This window comes from Hymenobacter polaris, from assembly GCF_012927305.1.
Classification (GTDB): Bacteria; Bacteroidota; Bacteroidia; order Cytophagales; family Hymenobacteraceae; genus Hymenobacter; species Hymenobacter polaris.
Window position 1 is genome coordinate 949,712 of the sequence record NZ_JABBGH010000003.1, and the last position, 22,137, is coordinate 971,848.

Annotated in this window: 33 protein-coding genes, 1 tRNA gene and 1 pseudogene; 7 read left to right on the plus strand and 28 right to left on the minus strand. The window is 62.1% G+C overall.

What is annotated here, in order from left to right:
• Window positions 1-26: 26 nt before the first annotated feature.
• The 9 genes from HHL22_RS20640 to HHL22_RS20680 all read right to left on the minus strand — a co-directional run bounded on the left by HHL22_RS20640 (window position 27) and on the right by HHL22_RS20680 (window position 4,584).
• On the minus strand, window positions 27-1,589 hold the full coding sequence (locus HHL22_RS20640) for a terminase large subunit domain-containing protein (protein ID WP_169533269.1): 1,563 nt from the start codon (window positions 1,587-1,589) through the stop codon (window positions 27-29).
• A gap of 3 nt (window positions 1,590-1,592) precedes the next feature.
• Window positions 1,593-1,889 carry a hypothetical protein gene (locus HHL22_RS20645; RefSeq protein WP_169533270.1) on the minus strand — a complete coding sequence of 99 codons (297 nt, stop codon included), beginning with the start codon at window positions 1,887-1,889 and terminating at the stop codon, window positions 1,593-1,595.
• Window positions 1,879-2,439, minus strand: coding sequence for a terminase small subunit (locus HHL22_RS20650; protein ID WP_169533271.1), 561 nt, complete (start codon window positions 2,437-2,439; stop codon window positions 1,879-1,881). The genes HHL22_RS20645 and HHL22_RS20650 overlap by 11 nt, the downstream gene beginning before the upstream one ends.
• A gap of 72 nt (window positions 2,440-2,511) precedes the next feature.
• Window positions 2,512-2,730: a hypothetical protein gene (locus HHL22_RS20655; RefSeq protein WP_169533272.1), complete on the minus strand. Its 219-nt coding sequence runs from the start codon at window positions 2,728-2,730 to the stop codon at window positions 2,512-2,514.
• Window positions 2,730-3,125, minus strand: a complete 396-nt coding sequence (locus HHL22_RS20660) for a hypothetical protein (protein ID WP_169533273.1) — start codon at window positions 3,123-3,125, stop codon at window positions 2,730-2,732. Before HHL22_RS20660 ends, HHL22_RS20655 begins: the two co-directional genes overlap by 1 nt.
• A 62-nt stretch (window positions 3,126-3,187) precedes the next feature.
• A complete protein-coding gene (locus tag HHL22_RS20665) occupies window positions 3,188-3,631 on the minus strand; it encodes a hypothetical protein (protein WP_169533274.1) in 444 nt (147 codons plus the stop codon).
• Window positions 3,632-3,674: 43 nt separating this feature from the next.
• The gene (locus HHL22_RS20670; RefSeq protein ID WP_169533275.1) at window positions 3,675-3,860 is read right to left on the minus strand and encodes a hypothetical protein; all 186 of its coding nucleotides are present in this window, start codon (window positions 3,858-3,860) and stop codon (window positions 3,675-3,677) included.
• A gap of 5 nt (window positions 3,861-3,865) precedes the next feature.
• Window positions 3,866-4,309 carry an ASCH domain-containing protein gene (locus HHL22_RS20675; protein ID WP_169533276.1) on the minus strand — a complete coding sequence of 148 codons (444 nt, stop codon included), beginning with the start codon at window positions 4,307-4,309 and terminating at the stop codon, window positions 3,866-3,868.
• A 14-nt stretch (window positions 4,310-4,323) separates the two neighbouring features.
• On the minus strand, window positions 4,324-4,584 hold the full coding sequence (locus HHL22_RS20680; protein ID WP_169533277.1) for a hypothetical protein: 261 nt from the start codon (window positions 4,582-4,584) through the stop codon (window positions 4,324-4,326).
• 20 nt (window positions 4,585-4,604) lie between these two features.
• Here HHL22_RS20680 and HHL22_RS20685 point away from each other — a divergent pair, with 20 nt between their 5' ends.
• Window positions 4,605-4,772 carry a hypothetical protein gene (locus HHL22_RS20685; protein ID WP_169533278.1) on the plus strand — a complete coding sequence of 56 codons (168 nt, stop codon included), beginning with the start codon at window positions 4,605-4,607 and terminating at the stop codon, window positions 4,770-4,772.
• Here the strand turns inward: HHL22_RS20685 and HHL22_RS20690 are convergent.
• From HHL22_RS20690 to HHL22_RS20700, 3 genes are read right to left on the minus strand one after another with little or no spacing between them, the layout of a single operon-like run.
• Entirely contained in the window at window positions 4,769-5,032 is a 264-nt protein-coding gene (locus HHL22_RS20690) for a hypothetical protein (RefSeq protein ID WP_169533279.1), read from the minus strand. The genes HHL22_RS20685 and HHL22_RS20690 overlap by 4 nt on opposite strands.
• Window positions 5,022-5,240: a hypothetical protein gene (locus HHL22_RS20695; RefSeq protein ID WP_169533280.1), complete on the minus strand. Its 219-nt coding sequence runs from the start codon at window positions 5,238-5,240 to the stop codon at window positions 5,022-5,024. The genes HHL22_RS20690 and HHL22_RS20695 overlap by 11 nt, the downstream gene beginning before the upstream one ends.
• Window positions 5,237-6,283 (minus strand): phage Gp37/Gp68 family protein, encoded by a 1,047-nt coding sequence (locus HHL22_RS20700; protein WP_169533281.1) that lies wholly within the window; start codon window positions 6,281-6,283, stop codon window positions 5,237-5,239. Before HHL22_RS20700 ends, HHL22_RS20695 begins: the two co-directional genes overlap by 4 nt.
• Before the next feature lie 35 nt (window positions 6,284-6,318).
• On the opposite strand from HHL22_RS20700, the gene HHL22_RS20705 reads away from it, so the two are divergent.
• The gene (locus HHL22_RS20705; protein ID WP_169533282.1) at window positions 6,319-6,846 is read left to right on the plus strand and encodes an NUMOD3 domain-containing DNA-binding protein; all 528 of its coding nucleotides are present in this window, start codon (window positions 6,319-6,321) and stop codon (window positions 6,844-6,846) included.
• Between the two features lie 61 nt (window positions 6,847-6,907).
• On the opposite strand, the gene HHL22_RS20710 is transcribed toward HHL22_RS20705, so the two are convergent.
• The 14 genes from HHL22_RS20710 to HHL22_RS20770 form a co-directional block, all read right to left on the minus strand.
• Window positions 6,908-7,855, minus strand: coding sequence for a hypothetical protein (locus HHL22_RS20710; protein WP_169533283.1), 948 nt, complete (start codon window positions 7,853-7,855; stop codon window positions 6,908-6,910).
• Window positions 7,788-8,762 carry a DUF4373 domain-containing protein gene (locus tag HHL22_RS20715; RefSeq protein ID WP_169533284.1) on the minus strand — a complete coding sequence of 325 codons (975 nt, stop codon included), beginning with the start codon at window positions 8,760-8,762 and terminating at the stop codon, window positions 7,788-7,790. Before HHL22_RS20715 ends, HHL22_RS20710 begins: the two co-directional genes overlap by 68 nt.
• Before the next feature lie 2 nt (window positions 8,763-8,764).
• Window positions 8,765-8,890, minus strand: coding sequence for a hypothetical protein (locus HHL22_RS24290; RefSeq protein ID WP_262888398.1), 126 nt, complete (start codon window positions 8,888-8,890; stop codon window positions 8,765-8,767).
• Window positions 8,883-10,109: a phosphoadenosine phosphosulfate reductase domain-containing protein gene (locus HHL22_RS20720; RefSeq protein ID WP_169533285.1), complete on the minus strand. Its 1,227-nt coding sequence runs from the start codon at window positions 10,107-10,109 to the stop codon at window positions 8,883-8,885. The genes HHL22_RS24290 and HHL22_RS20720 overlap by 8 nt, the downstream gene beginning before the upstream one ends.
• A 214-nt stretch (window positions 10,110-10,323) precedes the next feature.
• Window positions 10,324-11,052 (minus strand): hypothetical protein, encoded by a 729-nt coding sequence (locus HHL22_RS20725; protein ID WP_169533286.1) that lies wholly within the window; start codon window positions 11,050-11,052, stop codon window positions 10,324-10,326.
• Window positions 11,053-11,062: 10 nt separating this feature from the next.
• The gene (locus HHL22_RS20730) at window positions 11,063-11,233 is read right to left on the minus strand and encodes a hypothetical protein (RefSeq protein ID WP_169533287.1); all 171 of its coding nucleotides are present in this window, start codon (window positions 11,231-11,233) and stop codon (window positions 11,063-11,065) included.
• A gap of 3 nt (window positions 11,234-11,236) precedes the next feature.
• Window positions 11,237-11,689, minus strand: coding sequence for a hypothetical protein (locus tag HHL22_RS20735; RefSeq protein ID WP_169533288.1), 453 nt, complete (start codon window positions 11,687-11,689; stop codon window positions 11,237-11,239).
• Window positions 11,690-11,729: 40 nt separating this feature from the next.
• Complete coding sequence (locus HHL22_RS20740; protein ID WP_169533289.1) at window positions 11,730-12,134, minus strand: hypothetical protein; 405 nt, start codon at window positions 12,132-12,134, stop codon at window positions 11,730-11,732.
• 85 nt (window positions 12,135-12,219) lie between these two features.
• Window positions 12,220-12,543, minus strand: a complete 324-nt coding sequence (locus tag HHL22_RS20745; RefSeq protein WP_169533290.1) for a hypothetical protein — start codon at window positions 12,541-12,543, stop codon at window positions 12,220-12,222.
• A complete protein-coding gene (locus HHL22_RS20750) occupies window positions 12,540-12,875 on the minus strand; it encodes a hypothetical protein (protein WP_169533291.1) in 336 nt (111 codons plus the stop codon). The genes HHL22_RS20745 and HHL22_RS20750 overlap by 4 nt, the downstream gene beginning before the upstream one ends.
• A gap of 31 nt (window positions 12,876-12,906) precedes the next feature.
• Window positions 12,907-13,257, minus strand: a complete 351-nt coding sequence (locus HHL22_RS20755) for a helix-turn-helix domain-containing protein (protein ID WP_169533292.1) — start codon at window positions 13,255-13,257, stop codon at window positions 12,907-12,909.
• 11 nt (window positions 13,258-13,268) lie between these two features.
• Window positions 13,269-13,502, minus strand: coding sequence for a hypothetical protein (locus HHL22_RS20760; protein WP_169533293.1), 234 nt, complete (start codon window positions 13,500-13,502; stop codon window positions 13,269-13,271).
• A gap of 4 nt (window positions 13,503-13,506) precedes the next feature.
• Window positions 13,507-13,938 carry a hypothetical protein gene (locus tag HHL22_RS20765; protein ID WP_169533294.1) on the minus strand — a complete coding sequence of 144 codons (432 nt, stop codon included), beginning with the start codon at window positions 13,936-13,938 and terminating at the stop codon, window positions 13,507-13,509.
• Between the two features lie 52 nt (window positions 13,939-13,990).
• Window positions 13,991-14,212, minus strand: a complete 222-nt coding sequence (locus HHL22_RS20770; protein WP_169533295.1) for a hypothetical protein — start codon at window positions 14,210-14,212, stop codon at window positions 13,991-13,993.
• Between the two features lie 120 nt (window positions 14,213-14,332).
• On the opposite strand from HHL22_RS20770, the pseudogene HHL22_RS24525 reads away from it, so the two are divergent.
• From HHL22_RS24525 to HHL22_RS20785, 4 genes and pseudogenes are all read left to right on the plus strand, one after another.
• A pseudogene (locus tag HHL22_RS24525) lies at window positions 14,333-14,533 on the plus strand (helix-turn-helix domain-containing protein); the annotation flags it as partial.
• A gap of 117 nt (window positions 14,534-14,650) precedes the next feature.
• The gene (locus HHL22_RS24415; protein ID WP_317172712.1) at window positions 14,651-15,214 is read left to right on the plus strand and encodes a S24 family peptidase; all 564 of its coding nucleotides are present in this window, start codon (window positions 14,651-14,653) and stop codon (window positions 15,212-15,214) included.
• Window positions 15,215-15,216: 2 nt separating this feature from the next.
• Window positions 15,217-15,552 carry a hypothetical protein gene (locus HHL22_RS20780; RefSeq protein WP_169533297.1) on the plus strand — a complete coding sequence of 112 codons (336 nt, stop codon included), beginning with the start codon at window positions 15,217-15,219 and terminating at the stop codon, window positions 15,550-15,552.
• Between the two features lie 259 nt (window positions 15,553-15,811).
• A tRNA-Ala gene (locus HHL22_RS20785) sits at window positions 15,812-15,888 on the plus strand.
• A 75-nt stretch (window positions 15,889-15,963) separates the two neighbouring features.
• Here HHL22_RS20785 and HHL22_RS20790 read toward each other — a convergent pair.
• Together HHL22_RS20790 and HHL22_RS20795 are read right to left on the minus strand one after the other, a co-directional pair.
• Complete coding sequence (locus tag HHL22_RS20790; protein ID WP_169533298.1) at window positions 15,964-18,006, minus strand: glycoside hydrolase family 65 protein; 2,043 nt, start codon at window positions 18,004-18,006, stop codon at window positions 15,964-15,966.
• 156 nt (window positions 18,007-18,162) lie between these two features.
• Entirely contained in the window at window positions 18,163-19,776 is a 1,614-nt protein-coding gene (locus HHL22_RS20795; RefSeq protein ID WP_169533299.1) for a DUF6377 domain-containing protein, read from the minus strand.
• A gap of 447 nt (window positions 19,777-20,223) precedes the next feature.
• On the opposite strand from HHL22_RS20795, the gene HHL22_RS20800 reads away from it, so the two are divergent.
• Window positions 20,224-22,032 carry a glycoside hydrolase family 13 protein gene (locus tag HHL22_RS20800; protein WP_169533300.1) on the plus strand — a complete coding sequence of 603 codons (1,809 nt, stop codon included), beginning with the start codon at window positions 20,224-20,226 and terminating at the stop codon, window positions 22,030-22,032.
• Window positions 22,033-22,137: the final 105 nt, after the last annotated feature.

The following is a 22,137-nucleotide window of genomic DNA, read 5'->3' on the forward strand; positions in this document are numbered from 1 at the left end:
CATATAAATGGCGCTTGCACCAAGGCTTAGTTCGCGCGCCTCATAAACCAGGGCTTGGCGGCCCTAGGGCGCACGTCGAAGTAGCAGCGCATCATGGCCGCGTCGCCGAAGTCGGGGCTGCGACCCAGCAGTATCTTCTGCTCCTCCTTGGTATTGATGAGCAGCTTGCCTTCGCGGTCGGGCTTATCGCGCTTAATAGCCTTCAAATCGCCCCGTAGCATGTCGGCCACGGTCACCACCTGGCCGCTTACCTTGAGCTTACTGGTGCGCGTGCCGTCGATGAGCCAATTATCAGTAGTGACTGTTACGGCCAGGCTGGCCGTGTTCACCAGCAAGGCCAAGCGGTAGTAGCACTGCGTCTTAAGGTTCTTGTAGTTCTCCTTGATGCCGGTTTCGGGGTCTTCGAAGGCGGGCGCGTCGTTCTGGAAGCCCGCGTAGCCGCCGAGCTTCACCACGCCGCCGCCCACGCCATCCTGGTCCACCACCACGTCCGAGGCAGCCACGCGCCAGGCCTTGCGCTGCACCTCAATGGCCGTAAAGATTTCGCGGTTGTCGCTGGTGCTCAGCACTACGCCCGCTACGCATTCGTAGCCTACCCAGACCAGTATCACGCAGCGGTCACGGCCGAAGCCGGCGGCGTCGCACGTGATGCAGCGCAGCGGGGTCGTGTCGGTCAGCAGGTGGTTGCTGAAGAGGTCGAACAGGCGCTGGTGCTCGAACAGGGCCAGCCCGTCCACCTTCACTTTCCAGTTGCCCTCCAGTAGCTGGGCGCGGGTTTCCACGTCCTGGGCCATGAGGTTGCCCAGGTACTCGGGGTTTACTTCCAGCAGCTTGCGGTTCTCGTAGATGCTGCCCGGAATGAAGGTGAGTGACTTGGGTCGGGTCTGGGCCAGCTCGCCCGCGAACAGGTGCGGGGCCTTGGCCACGACTTCCTCGGCCGTATCGCCCCAGACCATGTGCTCGCCGTCGCGGGTAAAGTAGCGCAGCCGGCCGGCGCGCTCGGGCAGCGGGTAGCCGTCCTCGCCAATCCACCAGGCGATGAGCTCGGCTACCCACGAGTCGGGGTCGGGGTTGCAAGAGGCCCGCACGTAGGGCCGCACGCCGCAAGTGCTTCGGTTGCGGCTGAGCATGTACCAGAACTGCTTGCTGGTGAAGTGGGTAAGTTCGTCGAAGATGAGGAGCGGAATCTGCGAGCCCTGCCAGTCGAGCACGGTGCGCTCGTACTGCAGGTGGCGGAAGGTCACGGAGGCGCCGGCGGGAAACTTCCAGTCGAGCTGCTGCTCCCGAGGGGTGGCGCCCACCAGCGGGTAGAGGGCCTTGCTGGTATCCCAGAGGCCGCCCTCGTTCATAATCATGGGGTAGGAGCGCCGAAACACCACGGCCCCGAAGTCGGGGTTGTACTGGTGGCGACTAGCCTCCATGAGCAGGGCGTAGGTCTTGCCCCCGCCGGCCCCGCCGCCGATGATGGCGATGTCGGCCGGGGTGCTCAGGGCCGCGAGTTGGAAGCCCGGCTGCGGGTAGATGCCGGGCGGCCGCTCGGTCGGCGCTTGGCGGCTGCGGGGCTTGGCGATGCGGGGGCTAGCGGGCATGCCTTACCAGTGCCGGCGGCGCGCGCTGCGGCTGTTGCTGTAGCCCACGTAGCCGGCGGGCTTCAGGGCCTGCGCAACGTGGTGCTTGATGTCGTGTTCAGGAATGAAAGCGCCATAAAGCGACTTTGCGCTGGGCGGGCAGTACTCAGGCTCACTAGCCAGCGCTGGGTCGTTAGAGCAGCCCGCAGCGAGCTTTTCAACTGTGGCAGCTTCCAGTTTCTGGGTGAGCCGCCCTAGGGCCGCGTGCATAGCAAAGGCATGGCTAGCAAGCAGCAGGATACGGGAGCGTTTAGCGTCCATTGTCGGGAACGAAGATGTTGGATTGTGGTGCGGGCAGGGCCTGCCCTAGGGTGGTGTGGTCTACCTTCTGCGGAGCATAGCGGCCGTGCAGCTGCAGAATCTTATGCACCGCGTCCTTGGCGTCGTAGAGCTCGATTTCGGTGGTGATGTCCTCAAATTCACCGTGCTCTGTCCGCGTAATGCGCCGCTTCTGCTTCACTTTCTTCAGCAAGTGCAGGTTCTCTTGCGCTTCGGCATGGGCCAGGTTGATGACCATCTTGCCATCTTCCTGCACTTTCAAAAAGCGTTTAACCGTGCCGCGCCCCCAATCGGCTAGCAAACCAATCGCTTCGCTGGCCCGCATCGCCTTCTCATCCAGTACCTTGTCGATGGCCGCCATAATGCGCTCATCCTGCAGCAAATCGTGAGCTGTTTGCTTGCTGCATTTGGCCGAATAGCCGGCCCGCTCAGCCGCTGCTGCACCGTTTTTATCCAACAGGTACTCGGTCACAAACTCTTTCTGTTTGTTAGTCAGCGGCTTTGGTTTCTTTTTGGGCGCAGCAGCGGCCATAGAAGTAAGGAAAAGTAATGCTTAATATATCGTAAAATACGCACTTTAAAGCCGGACACGACGAAAGGCCACTCAGGTTCCTTTAGGCTCGCTCTGGCTACTGCTCTGGGTGAGCCAGCCGTCGGTCGAGGTGGGCTTGACCCCGTGCTTGCGGGCCACGGCGCAGAGCTCGGCCACGCAGGCCACGGACAGGGGGCCGAAGGCGATAAATCGCTTGTGGCCCCCGTCGGCGTACTCCACCACGCCGTAGCCGGGCTCACCGGGGCGCCAGGTGGGGGCGGGGGCGGGCATTAGAGGTACGGAAGCTTGAGTGCTGCTTGGCAAAGGGCTAAGGGTAGGTCAGCTAACGTACCCTCCCAAGCGGCGGCAACTCCATCCACGCCTCCTTTGCCTCGGTCGAGAAACGTCAGCCTTACCGTGCGGCCACTGCTGTCAATGTGCACATCAATATTTTTGTCGAGTAGCAGCTGTAGTACTTCTAAGCCGGCGACCCCATCCACTGAGTAGCGTGGCAATGCCACAAAACCGCGCTTACCCGTTTTGCGGATATAGCCGGGCACATCGGGCTGAGCATGTGGCGAATAGGCAGCTAGCCGAAACAGATGTTTGGCCACAAGCAGGTCGGTGGCAGGGCCAGGCACCAACTTATCTACTTGGTCGGAGGTGAGATTGGTGGTGAGTTGCATAGCAGCAGTGGCCCGAGGGCCGATGGGAGCCCACCGGGTGGGGTGGGCTCGGGGTGGGTGGATTAGTTTAAGTCCTTCACGTCGAGTACCACCCCACGGCAATACAGCCCGCCATCATCCAAAATATCGAATGTGGCGTGGGGCAGGGAAGTAGTAATCAGCCAACTGGCCTCTGGCTGTTTGGGCGCCCATTCGGCGGCAACCTTTTGGTTGGTTTTCTGCGCGGCTAGAGCAGCCATCATTGTATCATCATCCTCTATTTCGCGGATGGTAGCGCGGTCATCGGGAACCACATCCCAGCCGCGCTTGCCCTTGAACAACACAGCAACAGCGCCATCCCACGCCCCTACTTCGTCGTAGATAGCGCCCCGAAATTCCAGCAGGTCATCGGAGGCGCCAAATACAACAACCAGCCCGGCAGCCTTTGCTTGCGCCGCTTCGGCGTTATCAATTTCTTCGCGGTAGTCACGGCCGTTTAAAAGCGCCGCCAGTGATTCTTTGGTCATAGGGTTTTGAGTTGGTGGTTGAAGGATGTGGTTTTAGTAATACCTACGCCCGCCCATTCCACGCCGCCGCCGCCTGCTCGGCCGTATCGAAGGGCCGGGTCTCGGGCTGCACGGGGCACTCGTAGGCGTTGCAGCTGATGGTGAAGCCGTGGTGCACGGCGGGCTCCAGTTGGGGCAGGCTCCCGCAGAAGAGGCAGCCGGCGACGGGGAGGTCTTCTGGTTCTGGCATTGGGGCTAGTTGTAAATGGCTTCGTATTCCACCTCTTTAGGCACTGTCCACAGCCGCTGGTAGCCTCGGCAGTGCACGGGCGCCCCGTAGGCCTGCCGGTCTTCTAGCTGCCAGGCATAGCGGCCGGGCTGCCAGTCGCCAGTAGCCAACTCGGTGGGTGTCTGCTCGGCGATATAAGCCGGCGTCATCTCGTGCACCTCGCGCAGCTCGACCGTGCCTAGCAGGGCGCCGTAGGGCAGCGTGTCGTAGGTGAGGCCGTGGGCAGCTAAGGCCTCGGCAATGAGCGGGTGCTGGGCAGCGGCGCGCGCGTAGGCCTGCTGCCCAGCCGCCGCGTGGATAGCCAGCAGGCCGCGGTGCTTGGTGGACCACGAGCGGGTTTCGTGCCACTTGATGTCGTAGCCCAGCATGACGAGCGTGGCGTAGGGCTGGTGCAGGGTAATTGCTTTCATTAGTTGGGGCGGCCCTAGGCCTTGGTAAGTGATAATTGCCCGACGGGCACAGTGTGGAGTTTGAAGCCCAGCCGCTGCAGCTTGTGCAGGCTGTACCACTTCTCGCTGGCCAGCCGGCCGTTGCGGGCGTAGAGCTGGCAGTGGTTGACCACGTTCATGTTGCTGTTTCTCTTAGTCGGCGGGCCGAGGCGGTAGATGCGGCCGGTTTTGGTACTGCGGACGAGGGCGGCTGAGGTCAGGTCCACGGCGCGCAGGTTCTGACGTTCTCTGGGCATGGTTGGGATTACTTTTGGGTATGCTGATTTATCTGACTTCCGAAGTGTTGCTGGCGGGCTGGGGGGACTTCTGGCTGTTTCTACTTGGTATGCTGGGCCTTTTTGGGCTGGCTATGTGGCAAAAGGTGAAGCGAGTGAAGGCCGACGAGCAGGCGCGCATTCGGGCATACAGAAAGCGTAAGGACTAGGCCGCTTGTAGTGGAGTAGCAGGTTTGCCCGTGCAGGGCGGACGCAGCTCGGTCTGCTGCCGGCCGCCGGGTGCCACGTAGAGCACCGTGTAGTCGCGGCGCTGGGCCTTCTTGCAGCCGCACTTGAGGCAGTGCACCGGCGGGCCGCCGCGGGTGGCCGGGCCGCTCCAGCGGTGGATGGTGCCGGCGGGGGCGGGCCGGCGGGGCTTGGCCAGGTTCAGGTGCACCACGCCCACGCCGGGGAAGAATTCAAAGCTCATCGGATGCGGGGCCTAGGGCCGTTGGGGTGGAAGAATCGCCGCGGCGTAGGGCGCGCAGCAGGAAGCCTCGGTACTTCTCGGCATCGGCCAGCGCTGCGGCGACGGCGGCTTCGGCCTGGGCCAGCGGCACGAAGGGGATGCCGCCGGTGGGCCAGGGGTCCGGTTCGGGTTGCCAGGCGGCTTCAAGGTATTCCGCGGGGCTTTTCACAGCGCCACCTCCTTTCGTTGGGGCAGCTCGTCCCAGGTGCGGCCGTCGAGCAGGCGGCCGGCGGCGTGCTTGCCCACGCGCCGCATTGCGTAGCCGTCTGGAAACACGAAGAACTTAGTGGGCTCCCCGGTGGGCTCGGTGGCCAGCGTCATGCAGAAGTGCTCGTATTCGCCCCACTGCTTGAAAAAGAAGGCCACACCCGCCTTCTGGCATTGGTCACGCAGGCTCTCTACCCACAGCGGATGCACGGCCCGGGCGCCGGGACCCGACTCGCCGCCGACAATCACCCAGTCGATGCGGAAGATGTTGGCCCAGCGCGTGAGGTCCACCGCCTCCAGCAGCGGCTCGCAGCTCAGGAAACGTACGGTAGCAGGTACGCCGGCCAAGGCCACGATGCGCGTGTCGGCTTGCTCCTGGTTCTCGACCGACGTGCCCAGCCAGACGTTGGCAGGCGGGGTGCCTTGCAGCCAGGTCATCAGCCAGCGCGCTAGGTCGCGGTCGGCGGCGGGCCACTCGTCGAGGGGTTGACCGTTGAGGCCATTCACCAGCGCCAGGCTCGTAATCAGGCCCTGCAGGATGGGGCGGATGTACTCGGGGCGCTTGGTGAGCAGTAGCCAGTCGAGGTGCGGCGTGGCCAGGATGAGGCGTAGCAGGCGCAGGCGCTCGGTTTGCAGGTTAACGAAGCGCACCGTGCGGGTGCGGCCGTTACCACAGGGTACCTCGGCCGTCTGGCCCGCGTAGGCAGCGCTCAGGTGGCTTTGCGGCTCGAACACGTCGGCCATCGAGGCGCAGAACACGCGGGCCCGCACGCCGACGGCCTGGGCCTGCTGATTCCATTTGAGCGGCTTCTTCCAGTTCTCCTCGCTCTTACCCAGCCGCGGGGCGTTTACGCCCCAGCACGTGCCCTGCTGGCTTTTCAGGCTGCTGTGGTGCAGCTGGTGCTGCGTGTTGGCGTAGCAGTTCTTGCAGCCGGGGCTCACCTTGGCACAGCCCTCCCAACAATTAAAAGTATGCGTAGCCCACTCAATCTTAGTATTTTCCATTTGGTTTGCAAGGTTTGAATGTGTATCTTAAGGGTATGAACCACACCGAAGAATCACGCGCCAAGATGAGCGCAGCCTGGGTAAAGCGGAAGGAAACTTTTGTCCCCCCGATGAAGGGTAAAAAGATGAGCGACGAGGCCCGCGCCAAGATGAGCGCAGCCGCTAAGGCCCGGCCTAGCAACCGCTTGGGCAAGAAGCATTCGGAGGAAACCCGCGCCCGAATTGCCGAGGTGACGAAGGAGCGCACCGCCCGCGGCGAGAATCACTACGCCTACATTGACGGTCGCAAGGCACGCAATCAGGATGTGCGCCGTTCCACTGAATACACAGCTTGGCGAGTGGCGGTATTCACCCGCGATAACTTCACTTGCCAGGACTGCGGCGATAAGCGCGGCGGCAATCTGCAGGCCCATCACCTCAAGCCGTTTGCCGATTTTCCGGAGCTGCAGCTTGACGTTGATAATGGCTTGACGCTGTGCGAGGATTGCCACGAAAAACGCCATCTCAAGCAGGAGCTTGTAGCTAAATGCCGCCGCAAGAAGCACGCACCACCGCAGGCCTAGGGTGTGCGTAGTCCATTCAATTTTAGAGTTTTCCACAACGAAGAAGTTGATAAGTGATTAATTAGCCGCGGCGGTCGGGCGCGGTCTTGGGGAAGTCGATGATGTTGAAGAGGCCGCGGGCCCGAGAGCGCCAGCGCGTGCCGTAGATGGTTTCCAGGCCGGGCCGCTTATCTTCTTTGGCGGCCTCCTTCGGGTAGTCGTCGAAGGGCACGTTGGTGGTGGCGTGGGTAGCCCAGCGCTCCAGCGAGCCGGCCACTACCTGGTCGTCGCGCGAGCTCAGGATGTGCTCCACCACGTTGAGCTGCTGGCCGTAGTGCTTGGCCTTCCAGTTCTCGGTGCCGATGTCGTCGAGCGCCAGCCCGGCGTGGGTGCGGTAGTTGAAGTGGGCGGCGTCGCTTTGGGCCAGCTGGATGCGCTGGCAGTAGTAGCGCAGCGCTTCCTCGCCGCCGGCCGAGTTGCCCGGCTCGCCTTGCCGGGTGTAGACCCCCACCAGGTCCCGGCAGGGCTCCACCAGGTAGGGCAGGCGCGGGTTGTGGGAGAAGATGGTGAGCAGCGTCGTTTTGCCGCAGCCCACGCCGCCGCGCAGCAGCAGGCCTTTCTGCAGCGAGTAGGCCCGCCCACCGTGGCCGTGCTCCTCGAAGCGCGGGTCTTCGGCGAAGTAGAGGCAGAGCAACTCCAGGATGGGGGCGTTGAACTCATCCACCACGAACGGGCAGCCGAGGCGGCGCTGGGCTTCCTTGTCGAACCACTGGCGAATCTGCTCGGCCGTGAAGGCCTGCGGCTGCTTGGGCCGGTTGATATCCCAGCGGTACCACTGCTGGTAGGCCAGGTTGTACTTGAGGTAGCTCAGGTGCTCCAACCAGGCGCGTACCTCACTTTCGTTCAAGGGCAGGCGCTCGGTGGCTTGCTTGCGAAAGTCTTCGGGCCTGGGCAGCTCGAACTTAGGCTGCGTCTTGGGCGAAATCGTGCTGGGCGGGGATGTTGTGCCGCTCGGTGGGGTCGGCAGCAAGGAGGCCAGGGCGGTTGGTTCGGCGGTTGAGTTCATGCGTGGGCTTGTTGAGCGACTTCCAGCCGCAGCTGATGGAGGTGGAAATGATGTGCAGGGCGAGCTCGTGGTCGGTGCCGGCGAGCTGGCGCAGGCGCAGCAGGTCTTCGTCTTCGCGGGTCGGCCCGCCGTGGCCCTTGTCGATTTCGGCCAGGTACTTGCCCCACTTGGCCCAGGCGCTGTGGAAAGCCGGCGTGCCGAAGGGCGGGTGTACCTGCTCGGGCCAGGGGCCGTCGTAATCGCGCCAGGTCTCGAAGCGGCGCGGCGCTGGGGGAGCGGGGGGCGCCGCGCAACCGGGGGGTGAGGGGGCGGGCGTCTGGGCCGGTAGCGAATCGGTAGCCGCGTTTTCAGCCCCCTCCATTTTTTTTTCGGGCTCGCCCTCGCCCGAAGAGCGAGAGCTTTCCATTTCCTTTTCCGTTTCCTTTTGGGATACGCTAGTATCCTTTCCTTTTCCTTTTGTGTACTTTTCCGCCGGAAAACCCTCGGAAAACTCGGGTTTTCCTTCTGTTTTCCGGCGCCTATCCTTGGCGCGCAAGTCGGCTACCTCCTTGATTCTCTTGTGAATGCCGTTAGAGGTGAGTACTTGGCGCTCGGCAAAGGCCGCCGAGTCGAACAAGGCTATTTCGAGCATCGTCTCGACGGTTTTCCGGAAGTTTTCCGCCGGAATACCCCACTGTTTAGGCAGGGTTTTCCAGCGGAAAACCACCGACATATCCAGCTCGCCGGCCTCGGTCTGGTAGATGTGCTGCAGCAGCTTGAGGTAGATGGCGAAGCCTTCGAGGCCGTGCTCGGCTTCGAGCATCTCGATTTTATCATCCATCTGGCAGTCCAGCGGGAAGTAGGTAAGGCCGGTTTTTTTCGGGCGGGCCATAATCAGAGCGGGAAAAGGCGGGTGGGCGCGACCGGCCGGCCCCACTTCCACAAGCAGGCCCAGCGGTGCTGGTAGTGACGGGAGAGGCGGGGCAGGCCCGCGCCCCGGCGGCGGGTGGGCTTATTCATAGCCTATAGGTTGAGAAAAGTCCAGTAGGGGTAGCACGGAGCCGTCGGCGTAGTGAATGGGCAGCAGCGTGTCGCCCGTGGGCTCGTCGCCCGTCCAGCGCTGGGGCCAAGTGCCGGCGGCAATCAGCTCGCGAATACGGGCCTCTTCCTCGGCGTTGAGAATGTCCACCTGGGGCCGCCCTAGGGCCAGGGCCGCCGCGTTCACCTCAGCCTGAATGACCAGAACGCGCCCTAGGGCCTCAGTGCGGGCTTCGAGCGTGAGCGGGCCCATGCGCTGCTGGTTCTTGCTCAGCGTGCCGTCGCCGCGGCGCTCGCCGCCAGGCTGGCGCAGGCGGTTGGCCGGCTCACGCAGCCAGCGGTAAATCGGCTTGAGACCTTGCAGCGGGGCCAGGTAGGCCCACTGCGGCCGGCTCACCAGGTTGTCGAGCGCCGTATCGCGGCTAGCTAGCGGGCAGCCGGTGCAGCCGGTGCGCGCGTTCACTTCCTCGGCCTCGTCGCCCCCATAGGCCTCAGCCAGCAGCTTGGTGCTCCAGTCGCCAAACTCGGGCCTAGGGGCCCAGCTACGCAGCCACTCCCAGACGTGGCACACGCGCCAGTGCAGCAAGGGGGCCAGCGTATCGGTGAGGGCGGTGGGCAACGTTTGCTGGTACCAGCCCTGGCCGCACTCGGCCCCGTCCTTACCGCAGCTCATCACAATGCGCTGGTCACGCATGGCGCTTTCGCCCTGGCGCACGCCGGTAATGGTGAGCACCTTCTCGCCCAGGCCCCCGACCAGCTCGCGCAGAGCGGCTGTCATGGGGTCGATTTTAATCTGGCGCGTGCACCAGCGCAGCGTGTTGTTGTTGGGCGGGGGCACGCCGCGGCCCAGGATGTAGACTAAAAAACGCTTATCCAGCGGGGCCATGACGGTGCGCACGTCAATGCCGCGCGCCCGCAGGTCGTCGATGATGTCGCTGGCCGCCGCCATCAGGGGCACCAGCTCCATGCGCGTATCAGCAAAGAGCACGGTGAGCGTTTGCGGGCGCTGCACCTTGCCCGACTCGATGAGGTACACGAGCAGCGTGAGCGTGGCCGTGCTGTCCTTGCCGCCGCTCCAAGCCACGGCCCAATGCTTATGGGTAGGACCGTAGGCGTTCAGGCTTTGGGCCGTCAACTCAATGCTATCGGTCATCTGCAGCCGGCGCGTACCCTCAAAAAGATTGAATTGCTCGGTTTTCATGTTTCCAAAAGGAGAAATGTGGGTTTGGCAGGCAGCGAGCTCACCGAAGGCCACGCGGCCCAGCCCCTAGGGTGGCCCAGCCGCCAAGAGCAGCCGGGCCGATGGGTCGCCGTTACCGCAACCACGGGCGCGGGTTACCTGGGCGTTGCTGGCTGGCTTCCAAACCCTAGCGACCAGGTAAGTCGTGAGGTCCAGCCAGGTGCCCAGGCCGTACCTAGGACACGTAGATGACCGAGCAGCCGAAGCCGGTGAAGTACTCGACTTCCTGCTTGATGTACTCTTCCTTCTTGTCCAGCAGCAGGTCGAGCAGCTGCGGCGAGTCGAGGTAGAGCTTCACGCCTGCCGAGCTTTCGGCATCCACACCGAACTCGACTTCGAACGTCTCCTTGGGGTAGCCCTTGTAGATGGGCAGGTGTAGCTTGAAGGGCGCCGGGGCGCTGCCTTCGACCTTCACCGTGACGGCCCGGCGGGCGTTGCCATCCTGGTTGCTGGCTTCCTCGAAAAGCTTGTTTACCCCGATGCTCCAGTTACGTAAGCTGGTGATGAGGGCCACCTGCTGCTCCTGGCTGGCGAAGTAGGGCCGCATGCGCTTGACCAGCTCAATCAGCTGGGCCACGCCCCAGCGGTGGCCGGTGTTGAGCTTGAACTGCTCGATGGCGTCGCTGGGCGTGAGCGAGCCCGTAATGACGTCCGCCGACTCGTGGCTCTTCTCGGTGCCCACGAAGCGCACCTTGTTGTTCTCGGCGTCCACTTCGAAGGTGCACTGCAAGGGGTCGTAATTGTCTTCCTTGGGCGTCAGAAACAGGCGCGGCGTGTCCAGGCGGCCGGCGTAGCCGAGGCGGGCGGGGTGCTGCAGGGGCCTTTGGGCTTCGCCCGTGAGCAAGGTGTAGGTGCCGGGCGCTTCGGGCTTGAGCACAACGCCGGGGGTGTCGGTGGTTTTCATTGGAAATGAGTTAGTTAAAAAGTCGTTTGGCGGAATACAATTCGAGCACGAAGTGGGCGCGCTCACCCGGTTTGCCGATTTCCAGGCGCAGGCCGTTCCAGATGGCTAGGCAGGCCAGCAGGCCGAAAACCAGGCGGCAGAGCCAGATGAGGGCTACCAGCAGGTAGGCGAGCACGAGCACGGCCTAGGCGCTGGCGCGCATGTTGATGTGGCGCTGCGAATCTTCGGGGCCGGCGCTGCGGCGGCTGAGCCAAGTGCCGCTCTCGTTGTATTTGTCCACCCAGCGGTTGTCCTCGCTCAGGATGCTGTAGACCTTGCCGTACTCCTTCACCGCCTGGTGGGTGATGTCGTCGAGTAGGCCTTTGTTCTCCTTATTTAGGCGGGTGGCCTTGCCGTTGATTTCGGCCGTGACGGCCTTCTTTTCCTCGGCCAGCAGGTTCAGCGTAACCGAATTATCCACCAGCGTATTCTTGCGGGTCGTCAGCTCCTCCTCGCCCAGCGGGCGCATGTAGGGCTCTTCCTCGATAGTATGGGCCAGGGCTTCGAGGTTGTCGGCGCGCTCCTTGGGGGAGAGGCCCTGGAACAGGTCGGCCTGCCCATCGGGCGGGGCGGCGGTAAGCAGCACGGCTTCTTTCATAAAAAGAGGGGGAATTGTGGCCCTAGGGCCGGGTGAAGAATTAGGCCGCAATGGCCGTGAAGAGGTTGGGCAGGTGCCGGCGCAGCTGGAGCCGGTTGGCGCGCAGGCGCTCGGTTTCTTGCAGCAGGTCCTTGAGCGCCGCGGCCAGCTTCTCGGGGCACTCGCTTTTCAGGGCCCGCCACGCGGCCGAGGCGTAGATGGGGCGGGCGTTCAGGCCGGGGTAGTGCAGCAGCACCCGCAGCTGCTCGGCCGCGGGCAGCTTGCGGAAGTCGGCCGAGGCCCAGGCGCACATGGCCAGGCGCTGGGCGTCGCTGTAGCGCGGGGTCAGCAGGTGCGGTAGAGATGCTTCGGCAGGCTCCTGGGCCGGCCACTCGGCCTGGGGGCTGAGCACCGAGCGCTGGGCGCGAAACGGGCTGGGGGTGGTGAGAAAGTTGCGCGTGGCCATTAGCTTTGCAAGCAGAAAGCAGGGTTGAGTAATCAGCCTACAAGCCAGGCCATGGGGGTGCGACCCTAGGGCCTGGCTTTCTTGTTCACTGGCGAACCAGCAGCTGGCCGCCGGCCGTGAAGCGCCCCGAGCAGGGCTTGGGCTGGCCCAGGTAGTGCTGGCAGAGCTCGCCCTCGGCGTTGAGCACCAGCTCCTCGGAGTAGTCCAGGCAGGCGGCCACGTCCACGGCCGGCACGGCGAAGGGCAGGTGCCGCACGGGCTGCTCGTGCTCGTCTACTTCAGTCGCCGTAGCCAGCGCGTGCAGCAGCCAGCCGCCTACCAGCAGGCCCACCAGCACCAGCCCGAGGGCAACGAGCCGGTAGGTGCCCAGCCAGGCGGGTAACGCATCGGCGAGAAGCAGCGGGCTCATAGCTGGCAGCAGTTACCGGTGAAGGCATCGGCCGCGCGCTGCAGCCGCTCTTCCAGCACGCGGGCGAAGTCGGCCGCGCAGGCCTCGGGGCGGCTGGCCAGCACGTAGGTGTGGAAGTCGGCCGCCCCGAGGCAACCGTAGGCCTGGTAGCGCGGGGCGGGCCCCAGGCCTACTTCCAGCGTAAGCGACAGCCGCTCGTGGCCGGCCTGCTGGGCCAGCGGCAGCAGTCGAGCGTGCAGGGCCACTAGGTCCAGCTGCTCGGGGCTGGGCGGGGTCACGAGCGCCACCACTTTATAGGGCGCCGGCTCGTCGTGGGTGTGAGAAAGGCACATAGAAATCAGAAAAAGCGGGTGGGAGGGACGGTTAAGCGACTTTGCGCAGGGCCGGGCGCGTGAGCACCAGGGCTAGCTCTTCGGGGTGCTGGGCGAGGTTGCGCGCCTGCCAGGCCTGGATTTCCGAGAGCGGGATGCGCCAGCCGTGGGCCGTGCCGGTGGTGTCCACGTAGCGCAGCCGGCGGGTGTGGCTGGGGGCCAGGCGCAGGTAGGCGCGCACGGTGGCCGGGTCCAGGCTCAGCAGCTCGGCCACTTGCGGCACGGTGTACTGCGGGTCGGGCTGGGGCAGGGCGGCCGCCGCTTGCTGGGCGGCGCGCTCGGCGGCGTCGCGCACCAGCTGGGCCACGTCCAGGTTGTCGGGTAGCTGAAGGGAGAGCAGCATGAGAAAGAGGATTAGGCTTGTTCGAGCACCCGCACCGGGTTGCCGGCCAGCAGCAGCGGCTCGGCGTAGTCGCGCTCCTGGCTGTAGTCGATGTCGAGCAGGCACCCGGTGGCGACGATGCTGGCCAGGATCGTGCGCAGGCAGGCGCCGGGGCGCCAGGCCCGGCGCACGGCCCGTAGCAGCTGCTCCAGCTCCTGCGGGTTGACGGGCTCGGGGGCGGGGGGAGGCGTGGTATCGACCTGCATGAGTTTAGGCCGCTTTGCGCAGGTGCTGGGCCTGCTGGTTGGCGGGATACATGGGCACCACAATAGCTTCGGTCTGGCGCTCCAGGGCCAGGCACTCGGCCGAGTCGGTGAGGTCGATTTCGGTGAAGTAGCCCAGCGGAATGCCGGCAAACCAGCGCTCCACCTGGCCGGCCTCCGGAAAGCGCCGCGCCTGCCGTCCGGCGTAGGTGGTGCACTCGCTGGGCGAGGCCGGCACGTAGGCCAGTAGGCGCCAGAGCTGGCCCCGCGCGTCGAAGCAGGCGAGTTGGCCCAGCACCGGCAGCACCGTCCCGGCGGGGCGGCCGGCAAGGGGCTGCAGCAGGTGCAATAAGTCGGCTTCCTTAAAGCCATCTTGCAGATTATGAGACTCTTTGGGGTTGAGCGCCCCGCGAAGTGGAGGCAATAGGGTTTCAGCCATCGTGCGAATGGTGGAGGTGGTTGGTAGGAAAGGGAGGGGAGGAATGCGGGGGCTAGGCGGCTTGCAGTTGGACCAGCGATTCGAGCACTTCAGTTACTGCCAGGTCCGAGGAAGCCCCGTTGAGCACGTTGTGAATCTTCTTGCTGCCCTTGGCCGTGTCGTACTCGGGTAGCTTTTGGATGACGAGCTGGGCGACGTCCTTCGGCAGCCGGCTCCGGATAGCCAGCACGCGCAGTTTGAGGTCGGTGGGGGTCGGATTTGGGGTCGGTGCCATAAAAAATCTGGTGTACCTTTCTGTTGTTAGTGCTAGTGCTAGCAAATGTAGTCAACTATTACTCGTCTAGTCAATAGATGGTTGACTTTTTAAGTACTAATATTGACTAGATGTGTATAAATGACTGAGATAGAATCTTTTAAAATTCGCTTGGCACTTCTGCGCAAATCACGTGCAATTAGCCAAGAAGAATTAGGGGCTCACTTGGGTCTCACTAAGAGCGCTATCTCATCTTTTGAGAAAGGAAAAAGCTTCCCAGCTCCGGAGAACTTATTGAGGTTAGCGCGTCGATTTAATGTCTCGGTAGACTACCTGTTGACTGGTAAGGAGTCGGTTGTAGACAGGAATTTGATTGACACGGAGGGCCAAGAAGAAAATGACCAAAATTTTTCTTCGTATAAGGAGCCCACGTTAATAACTGAAGCTGCTAAGCCCCCTGTGACAGCCGAGCGCGGCGGGCGGCTGGAGGTGCTCACCGTGCAGGTGGGGCCCGATGGGGAAGAAAACATCGAGGTAGTAAACACACGGGCGGCCGCCGGCTACGCGCAGCACCGCGTGGAGCGGGAATACATCCGCAAGCTGCCTAGCTTCCGGCTGCCGGGGGCTCCCTATAACCAAGGCAGCTTTCGGGCCTTCCAAGTGGCCGGCGACTCCATGGAGCCCACCCTACGCGACGGCGACTGGCTTATCTGCCGGGCGGTAGAGAACTGGGGCCGCGACATGCGCGATAACCGGGTGTATGTGGTAGTGACCGAAGAAGACGTACTGGTAAAGCGCGTCATCAACCAATTCAACGAACGTGGGCAGCTGACGCTTGAATCCGACAACCGGGCCTTCGGGGTGCGCTTCCTGGATGGAGCGCTGGTAGGGGAGGTGTGGGAGGGCGTGGCCCGGCTCACGCGCAGCCTGGCGGGCCCTAGGGTCGATGTGCCCGACGAGCTGGCCCGCCACCGTGCTGATATAGCGGAACTCTTTGAGCGCCTTACCAAAGCCGGACTTTAATTATGCTGACCGCACCTGCTACGCCACTGCCCGCCTACGACCAAGCCCAGGTCGATAAACGCTTCCTAGTCGAGCTTGACCGCCTACTCCAGGCCGGCGCCTTCACCTCCTACCGGGAATGGGGGCTGACGCTCGGAGTAAACCCGAACTACGTGGCCGCCATCGCCGCGGGCCGCTACCACTGCAACCTGAAGCTGCTCTACGACACGGTGCGCCACTTTCCCGGCTGCGACTTCAACTACGTGGTGTTCGGCTCGGCCATCTACGCCCGGCCCGAGCCGAAGGAGGCGCCCAAGCGGGCGCTCGGGCGCCGGACGAAAGCCCCTATTTCAACTTAAAAAACGGCGCGCTCCCTGCCTAGGGACCGCGCTACAGGGAGCGGTGGCCGCCGGCTGGCTCCCGACCTGGCTGCCGCCCAAAACCGACCCCAAAAATCATAAAATACCAATTATGAACAAGTTGCGCAAAGCTAAACGCACCCAGGAGGGAGCGCTAATACTTAAGAGTGCCCGCCCTTACCGGCGGGCATTCTTTATTTATGATACCCTAGATGCCTTACCCGCCAGAAGCCAGTCCAGACCTATATTTGCAACCATTGGGGGATTAGCTCAGCTGGCTAGAGCGATTGCTCCGCAAGCAATAGGTCATCGGTTCGACTCCGATATTCTCCACCAAAAAGGCCTTGCCGCTTGCGGCAAGGCCTTTTTGGTGATAATGACCCCTAGGGAAGCCCGCTAGCAACTAGCTAGCTAGCGACCCACGGAGTACATTTTATGCTGCGGGCCGGCCCCGGTAATCTTGACGGACTGCCAGCCGGTGGGCAGGGTGGTTTTGCGCTGCACGAGGCCTAGGGGCGTGATGTCGAGCCCGCCGAAGCCCATGAGCACGGCCTGCAATACGCCGCCCGCGCCAGTGGCGAAGTAGGGATTGGTGCCGCCTTTCGTTTCGGCCAGCACGCGGAAGGGCGGGAGCAGGTTGGGCAGGTAGGCATCCTGAAAGAAATGCTGGGCCTTGTCGCCGTTGCCGAGCCGGGCGTAGAGCAGCGCGAAAATGGCCTGCGTCATGGCCGGCGTGCCCTCGTTGGGTACCCGCGTTTCGTAGTACGTCAGGTCTTTGCGAATTTGGGCGGGGTCGGTAACCACCCCTAGGGGGTAGGCCAGCAGGTTAACGTCGCCCTGCTTGATGCCCTCGCCGTGGTAGGTAGCGTGCTCCTGAATGGTACCGTCGGGTAGGCGCAGAATTGGGATGTTCTGCGCCACCAGGGCCCAGTCGGGGTTGGCAGGCAGGCCCAGCAGGCGGGCGGCGGCGGCGGCGTTCTGCAGGTTTACGCGGGCGGCGCCGTTGGTGAAGGCATCGTTGTCTACGTTCTCGGCCCACTCGTCGGAAGCCACCACGTTCTTGATGTCGTAGTGGCCGGGGCCGTTGCGCTCCACGCGGCTGGCCCAGAAGTCGGCCGTAGCCTGCAGAATGGGCCAGCCGGTCGAGCGCAACCAAGCTTTGTCTTGGCTCACGCAGTAGTATTGCCAGGCGGCCAGGGCCACGCAAGCCGAAATATGGTGCTCGAACGGGCCGCTGAGCGCCCAAACCGGCGTTTCCTCCACGCCCGTATCGGCGCTTTCCCACGGAAACATGGCGCCCTGGTAGCTGTGGGCCAGGGCATTGGCGCGAGCAGGCCCTAGGCGGCGGAAGCGGTATTCCACCAGTGACTTGGCGATTTCGGGGTGTAGCACCAGCAGGGCCGGGAACATCCAGGTGTCAGCATCCCAGAATACGTGGCCATTGTAGCCTAGGCCCGACAGGCCCATGGGCGAGGGCGAAAAGTCGGTGCCCGCCCGGCTGAAGCTGTAAAGGTGGTAGAGCATGCTGTGCACGTCCTGCTGGGCCTGCGCGTCGCCGGTTATCTGAATGTCACTTTTCCACAAGTCCTGCCAGGCCCGGCGGTGAAACTCCAGCAGGCGCTGCTTGCCTTCGAGGCGGGCAAAGATGGTCATGCGCTCGGCGGCGTTCAGCGGGTCGGGGTCGTGGGCCGAGGTGATGGTGGCGCCCGTCACACCGTAGCCGTAGGTCTGGCCCGCCTTCAACATTTTGCTGAACTTCATCAGGTGCATGTTGCTGTCCCACATCTCGTGGATGATGCGCGGTTCCTGGCCGTGGGGCTCCTCAAACAGGAAGCTGGTGCTGGCGCACAGCTGCAGCTTGCCGGTAGGGCTATTGGCCGTAGAGGTGAGCAGGCTAAGCGTGACGTGCGGGCGGTCAATCTCGTTGTAGTAGTTCTGGGCCTCGCGCAGGGCGTCGGGCGCCTCCATTACGCTGGCGGCCGTCAGGGCCAGGTCTTTCTTCGCCGCAATACTGATATCGAGCAGTACCGTGAAGGGCAGGTGGCGCAGGGCGTAGTAGGTGTAGGTAATGGTGGCCTTGTCCTGGTAGTCGAAAGTGGTGGTGAAGGCCGCCTGCTGCATATCGAGCTGCTGCCGAAAGTTGCGGGCGTCGCTGGCATTGAGGCGGTGGCCATCTATCTCCAGGTACATATTCAGCAGGTTGAAGCCGCTGAGGAAGTTACTGACCCGGCCGCGCCCATACTGGTCGTAGGCGCCGGCCAGCACCACGTTCTTCACCTTAAACGGCTCGGGCGACGACACAATACCCAAAATGCCGTTGGCTACCGTCACGCCGTAGTAATTGGCGGGGTCAATCTTATCGGCCGTGAGGCGCCAGGGGTCGGGTGCCTGCGCCTGGGCGCCTAGGGGCCAGCTAGCCAGCAAGAGCAGGCCAAGGTAGAGTAGCTTTTTCAACGGGCTGAGGGGTGGGAAATAGAAAGTAAGCAAGTGGGCAGCTGGGCGATTAGGCAGCTAAGTAGCTGCGGCTAAAATTGATAAGCAAGTAAAATGCAACTACTTGCCAACTAGCTTCTTAATGCCTTGAATAGGCAGTGGCAGAGACCCTAGGGCCTAGGCTGCCTGGATAGCCAGCACCCGCGCCTCAAAGGCCTCGTTGGGCAGGAAGGAGCGGTTTTTGACGCGAGTTTTGTAGGCGTACACGGTGTGGATGGAGTAGCCCAGGATGCGGCTAATCTGCTCGCTGTCGCTCACGCCCAGCCGGATAAGGGCGAAGATGCGCAGCTCGGTAGTCAGCAAGTTGTCGTCGGCCAACTGAATGCGGTCGGGCTCGGAAAACAGGGCGTTGAACTCGCGCACGAAGTTGGGGAACAAGTGAATAAAAACCGTGTCGAACCCTTTGAACAACTCGGCCCGCTCGGCCTTGATGTCGATGGCCTTTACCAGCTGCTGAGCGGCATTCAGCTGCTTGGTAGCCAGCAGGGTGCTCATCTTCTTCTGCAAAGCCTCCAGCTTGTCGAGGTAGCGCGAGGTATTGCTGAAGTAGTAGCCGATATACTCCTCTTTGATATGGTTGGCTTCGTTGAGGCCTTGATTTAGCGTTTGCAGCTGCTGGTTTAGCTCCTGCTGGCGAGCATTCAGACTCTGCTGCTGCTGATTAGTTTCGTGCAGCTCCTGGTTGGTGGCGGTGAGCAGGCGCCCCGCCTTTTTTAGGCGCTGCAATTGCACGTAGATAATAAAAGCAAAGGCCAGCAGCAGCGCAGCCAGCACCCCGATGGCCAGGGCATAGTGCTTGGCCTGCTGGCGCTGGCTTTCCACGATGTTGATTTTCTGGCCGTCGATGCGGGCCGTAAGGCGCGACATCTGCACCAGCCGCTGCCGGGCCTTGAAGAAGGTGGCCATCTTGCGCGCCTCCGTGATGTAGTAGTAGGCGCGCTGCAAATCGCCTTGCTGATAGCAAAAATCCGAAATTCGAAATAGTGCAATTCCCTCTTTAGTAGCCGATTCTAGGTCGCCAATGGCCGCGCGCAGCATCAGCTGCCGCGCTATGTCGCGCTGGCCGGCCTCGTCGTAGAGCTTAGATAAACCGCTGGTATAGAGGGCCACTGCGTGCGGCGCTAGGGGCAGCTGCACCAGCAGCGCGTAGGCCTGCTGCCCGGCGCGCAAGTCGCCGCGCTGCTTGGCCTTGAACAGCTGCAGGGCCAGGTACGCCTCGGAGCCGGGCGGGTAGTACTGCGCTGCGCTATCGGCATAGGCCTGCGACTTGACCACGTAGAACCGCTGAAAATTCGTGTCAATCGCAAAATCAGCCAGCTCAGCATAGGTCATGCTGCATAGCTCGTAGTACTCGGCTCGGTTGCGCGCCGCTAACTGTCGCGGTCGAATAGCCTGTAGCGTGTCGAAGCATTCTTTAAATAAACCTGCCGAGCGCAACGTAAAGGCCAATTTCATGCGGGCAAGCTGTAGCTTGTCGGGACTGCGCAGCCGCCGCGCTAGCAGGCCCATCTGCTGCGCATACGCAAAAGCCGAATCGTACTTGAATGTCTTGTATTCCTGGTGAATAAGTAAGGCTAAGTGGAAGCGCGCATTGTTGTCGGCTTCGGGCGAGTGAAACTCGGCAGTCAGCGTAGCTAGGCGGTCGAGACGCTGCCGGTCGAAGCTAGCTTGATGCGCCAGCGTTTGGTCGAGCACCAGCAGTAAGCTGTCGGTTTTGGCATCGAAGGACAAGCCAGGCCGCGCACTTAGTAGACAGCAACAGGCAACAAGGAGCCGCGCAACCGGCAAAGGAAGGGTGAACGACACGGGTGGGAAACGGCAAGAGTGGCAGGTACCGGCCTAGGGTAGGGGCGAAGCTCTACGCTAGGCGATGCTACAAGTATAGCGAATATAAGTGGGATAAAATGCAGTGTTTTGCCAATTTAATGCTTCTGGGTGCTTGATACTAAGCTGATATTATTTGGCTTAGTATATTGCATAGTATGCTGAATATCAGAAATTTTAATATTATAAAAATTAATATTTTTGATGCGGTGGCTGATATGGCCCGTGGAGAATCGGAAGCGCCGAATTTCTTTGCGGCTACTAGTAGGTGCAATCGTTTGCAGTTTGTCCTAATCAGGCTGCTTTCTAGAGTCATTGTACTAGTAGTCTTACCACGCGCTTTTTTCCCCACCCATGACCAACTGCCGACTCTGGCTAGTAAGCCTGTTGCTGGCCGGCCTAACGGCCGCCTGCGGTCAGAACGCTAAGACGGAGGCTACTGCTACGAGCGGTAGCCAGGCGGCCGCTGGCCCGGCTGCGCGTGCGGCGGGCGACACAAGTGGGCTAGGCAAGAAGCCCGGTTGGTGGAAGGAAACGGTGGTGTACCAACTGTATCCGCGCAGCTTCCAAGACAGCAACGGCGATGGCATTGGCGACCTCAAGGGCATCACGTCGCGGCTGGACTATCTCAAGAGCCTAGGTATCGGCACGGTGTGGCTGAACCCGATTTATGGCTCGCCCAACGATGATAACGGCTACGATATCTCTGATTATCGGGCTATTATGACTGATTTCGGCACGATGGCCGATTTCGACGAGCTACTACAGGGTATGCACGCACGGGGCATTAAGCTGGTGATGGACCTGGTGGTGAACCACAGCAGCGACGAGCACGCCTGGTTTAAGTCGGCGCGGGCTTCGCGCACCAGCCCCTACCGCGACTACTACTACTGGTGGCCCGCCGAGAAAGGCACACCGCCCGCTCGCTACAGCACTTTCGACGTGAAGAAGAATGCCTGGCAGTACGACGCGCCTACCAAGAGCTACTACCTGCACTACTTCTCAAAAAAGCAGCCCGACCTGAACTGGAACAACCCGAAGCTGCGCCAGGAAGTGTACAATATCATGCGCTTTTGGGCTGATAAGGGCATCGATGGCTTTCGCATGGATGCCTTCCAATTCGTAGCTAAGGACCCCACTTTTCCGCCCATGCCGGGGCTAACCGAGAGCAACTACACCAACGCCTATAACCACGGCCCGCATCTGCACGACTACCTGCAGGAAATGAACCGCGAGGTGCTCAGCCACTACAGGTTGATGACCGTGGCCGAGGGCGCGGGCCGCAACCCGCAGGAAGCCATGCTGTTTGTGGACCCCGCCCGCCACGAGCTGAACATGACCTATCACTTTGATGCGGTAGGCGTGGGCGACAAGCGCCAGGGCGGTTACAAGCTGAGCGAGCTGAAAAACGTGTTTGGGAAGTGGGAGCAGGAGTTTGCCACCAAGGGCTGGCAGTCAATTTACCTAGGCAGCCACGACCAGCCGCGCATCGTGAGCCGCTTTGGCGACGACCGGCCGGCCTTCCGGGCACCGTCGGCTAAGCTCCTCACTACCTTCTTACTCAGTATGCATGGCACGCCCTATTGCTACTACGGCGACGAGCTGGGCATGACTAACATCAACTTCACCAGCATGGCCGACTACCGCGATGTGGCGGCGCGCAACGGCTACCAGTTGGTAAAAGACCAAAAGGGCGATACGGCAACCTATCTGAAGTTCCTAGCCCACTTTTCGCGCGACAACTCGCGCACCCCTTTCCAGTGGAGCAGCGCCCCCAATGCCGGTTTTACTACCGGCACGCCCTGGCTGAAAGTGAATCCTAACTACTTGACTGTTAACGAAGCGGTTGAAACGAAAGATTCTAACTCGGTGCTCAATCATTTTCGGCGGGCCATAGCTATGCGCCAGCAGCACAAGGTGCTGGTGTACGGCCAATATGAGCTGCTGGATAAGGCCAATCCGCACATCTGGGCCTACACCCGCACCCAGGGGGCCGATAAAGCGCTGGTGGTACTCAACTTCTCGGCCACGCCGCAGCGCTGGCCCCTGCCAACCGGGCTAGCCGTGGCCGGCGAGCCCTGGCTAAATAACTATCCAACTTTTGCGGCCGGCCCCACCCTAGGCCTGCAACCCTGGCAGGCCCTGGTGCTACCGCTTAAGTAACTTGTTGAATAACAATTGATATTGTAGAGTATTTCTTGCCATTCACTTTTTTCAAGCTATGAAATACGCAGCTTCTTTCTCCCACCCTTCAGCGGCTTGGCGCGT

Coding starts and splice junctions, on each gene's coding strand:
- HHL22_RS20725 (WP_169533286.1), bottom strand. CDS start 11,052: ATGAAAACCACCGACACCCCCGGCGTTGTGCTCAAGCCCGAAGCGCCC.
- HHL22_RS20665 (WP_169533274.1), bottom strand. CDS start 3,631: ATGACCAAAGAATCACTGGCGGCGCTTTTAAACGGCCGTGACTACCGC.
- HHL22_RS20670 (WP_169533275.1), bottom strand. CDS start 3,860: ATGCCAGAACCAGAAGACCTCCCCGTCGCCGGCTGCCTCTTCTGCGGG.
- HHL22_RS20755 (WP_169533292.1), bottom strand. CDS start 13,257: ATGCTGCTCTCCCTTCAGCTACCCGACAACCTGGACGTGGCCCAGCTG.
- HHL22_RS20645 (WP_169533270.1), bottom strand. CDS start 1,889: ATGGACGCTAAACGCTCCCGTATCCTGCTGCTTGCTAGCCATGCCTTT.
- HHL22_RS20765 (WP_169533294.1), bottom strand. CDS start 13,938: ATGGCTGAAACCCTATTGCCTCCACTTCGCGGGGCGCTCAACCCCAAA.
- HHL22_RS20745 (WP_169533290.1), bottom strand. CDS start 12,543: ATGAGCCCGCTGCTTCTCGCCGATGCGTTACCCGCCTGGCTGGGCACC.
- HHL22_RS20705 (WP_169533282.1), top strand. CDS start 6,319: ATGAACCACACCGAAGAATCACGCGCCAAGATGAGCGCAGCCTGGGTA.
- HHL22_RS20715 (WP_169533284.1), bottom strand. CDS start 8,762: ATGGCCCGCCCGAAAAAAACCGGCCTTACCTACTTCCCGCTGGACTGC.
- HHL22_RS20655 (WP_169533272.1), bottom strand. CDS start 2,730: ATGCCCGCCCCCGCCCCCACCTGGCGCCCCGGTGAGCCCGGCTACGGC.
- HHL22_RS20685 (WP_169533278.1), top strand. CDS start 4,605: ATGCTGATTTATCTGACTTCCGAAGTGTTGCTGGCGGGCTGGGGGGAC.
- HHL22_RS20735 (WP_169533288.1), bottom strand. CDS start 11,689: ATGAAAGAAGCCGTGCTGCTTACCGCCGCCCCGCCCGATGGGCAGGCC.
- HHL22_RS20780 (WP_169533297.1), top strand. CDS start 15,217: ATGCTGACCGCACCTGCTACGCCACTGCCCGCCTACGACCAAGCCCAG.
- HHL22_RS20650 (WP_169533271.1), bottom strand. CDS start 2,439: ATGGCCGCTGCTGCGCCCAAAAAGAAACCAAAGCCGCTGACTAACAAA.
- HHL22_RS20675 (WP_169533276.1), bottom strand. CDS start 4,309: ATGAAAGCAATTACCCTGCACCAGCCCTACGCCACGCTCGTCATGCTG.
- HHL22_RS20770 (WP_169533295.1), bottom strand. CDS start 14,212: ATGGCACCGACCCCAAATCCGACCCCCACCGACCTCAAACTGCGCGTG.
- HHL22_RS20690 (WP_169533279.1), bottom strand. CDS start 5,032: ATGAGCTTTGAATTCTTCCCCGGCGTGGGCGTGGTGCACCTGAACCTG.
- HHL22_RS20760 (WP_169533293.1), bottom strand. CDS start 13,502: ATGCAGGTCGATACCACGCCTCCCCCCGCCCCCGAGCCCGTCAACCCG.
- HHL22_RS20660 (WP_169533273.1), bottom strand. CDS start 3,125: ATGCAACTCACCACCAATCTCACCTCCGACCAAGTAGATAAGTTGGTG.
- HHL22_RS20800 (WP_169533300.1), top strand. CDS start 20,224: ATGACCAACTGCCGACTCTGGCTAGTAAGCCTGTTGCTGGCCGGCCTA.
- HHL22_RS20720 (WP_169533285.1), bottom strand. CDS start 10,109: ATGAAAACCGAGCAATTCAATCTTTTTGAGGGTACGCGCCGGCTGCAG.
- HHL22_RS20750 (WP_169533291.1), bottom strand. CDS start 12,875: ATGTGCCTTTCTCACACCCACGACGAGCCGGCGCCCTATAAAGTGGTG.
- HHL22_RS20640 (WP_169533269.1), bottom strand. CDS start 1,589: ATGCCCGCTAGCCCCCGCATCGCCAAGCCCCGCAGCCGCCAAGCGCCG.
- HHL22_RS20700 (WP_169533281.1), bottom strand. CDS start 6,283: ATGGAAAATACTAAGATTGAGTGGGCTACGCATACTTTTAATTGTTGG.
- HHL22_RS24290 (WP_262888398.1), bottom strand. CDS start 8,890: ATGAATAAGCCCACCCGCCGCCGGGGCGCGGGCCTGCCCCGCCTCTCC.
- HHL22_RS20740 (WP_169533289.1), bottom strand. CDS start 12,134: ATGGCCACGCGCAACTTTCTCACCACCCCCAGCCCGTTTCGCGCCCAG.
- HHL22_RS20680 (WP_169533277.1), bottom strand. CDS start 4,584: ATGCCCAGAGAACGTCAGAACCTGCGCGCCGTGGACCTGACCTCAGCC.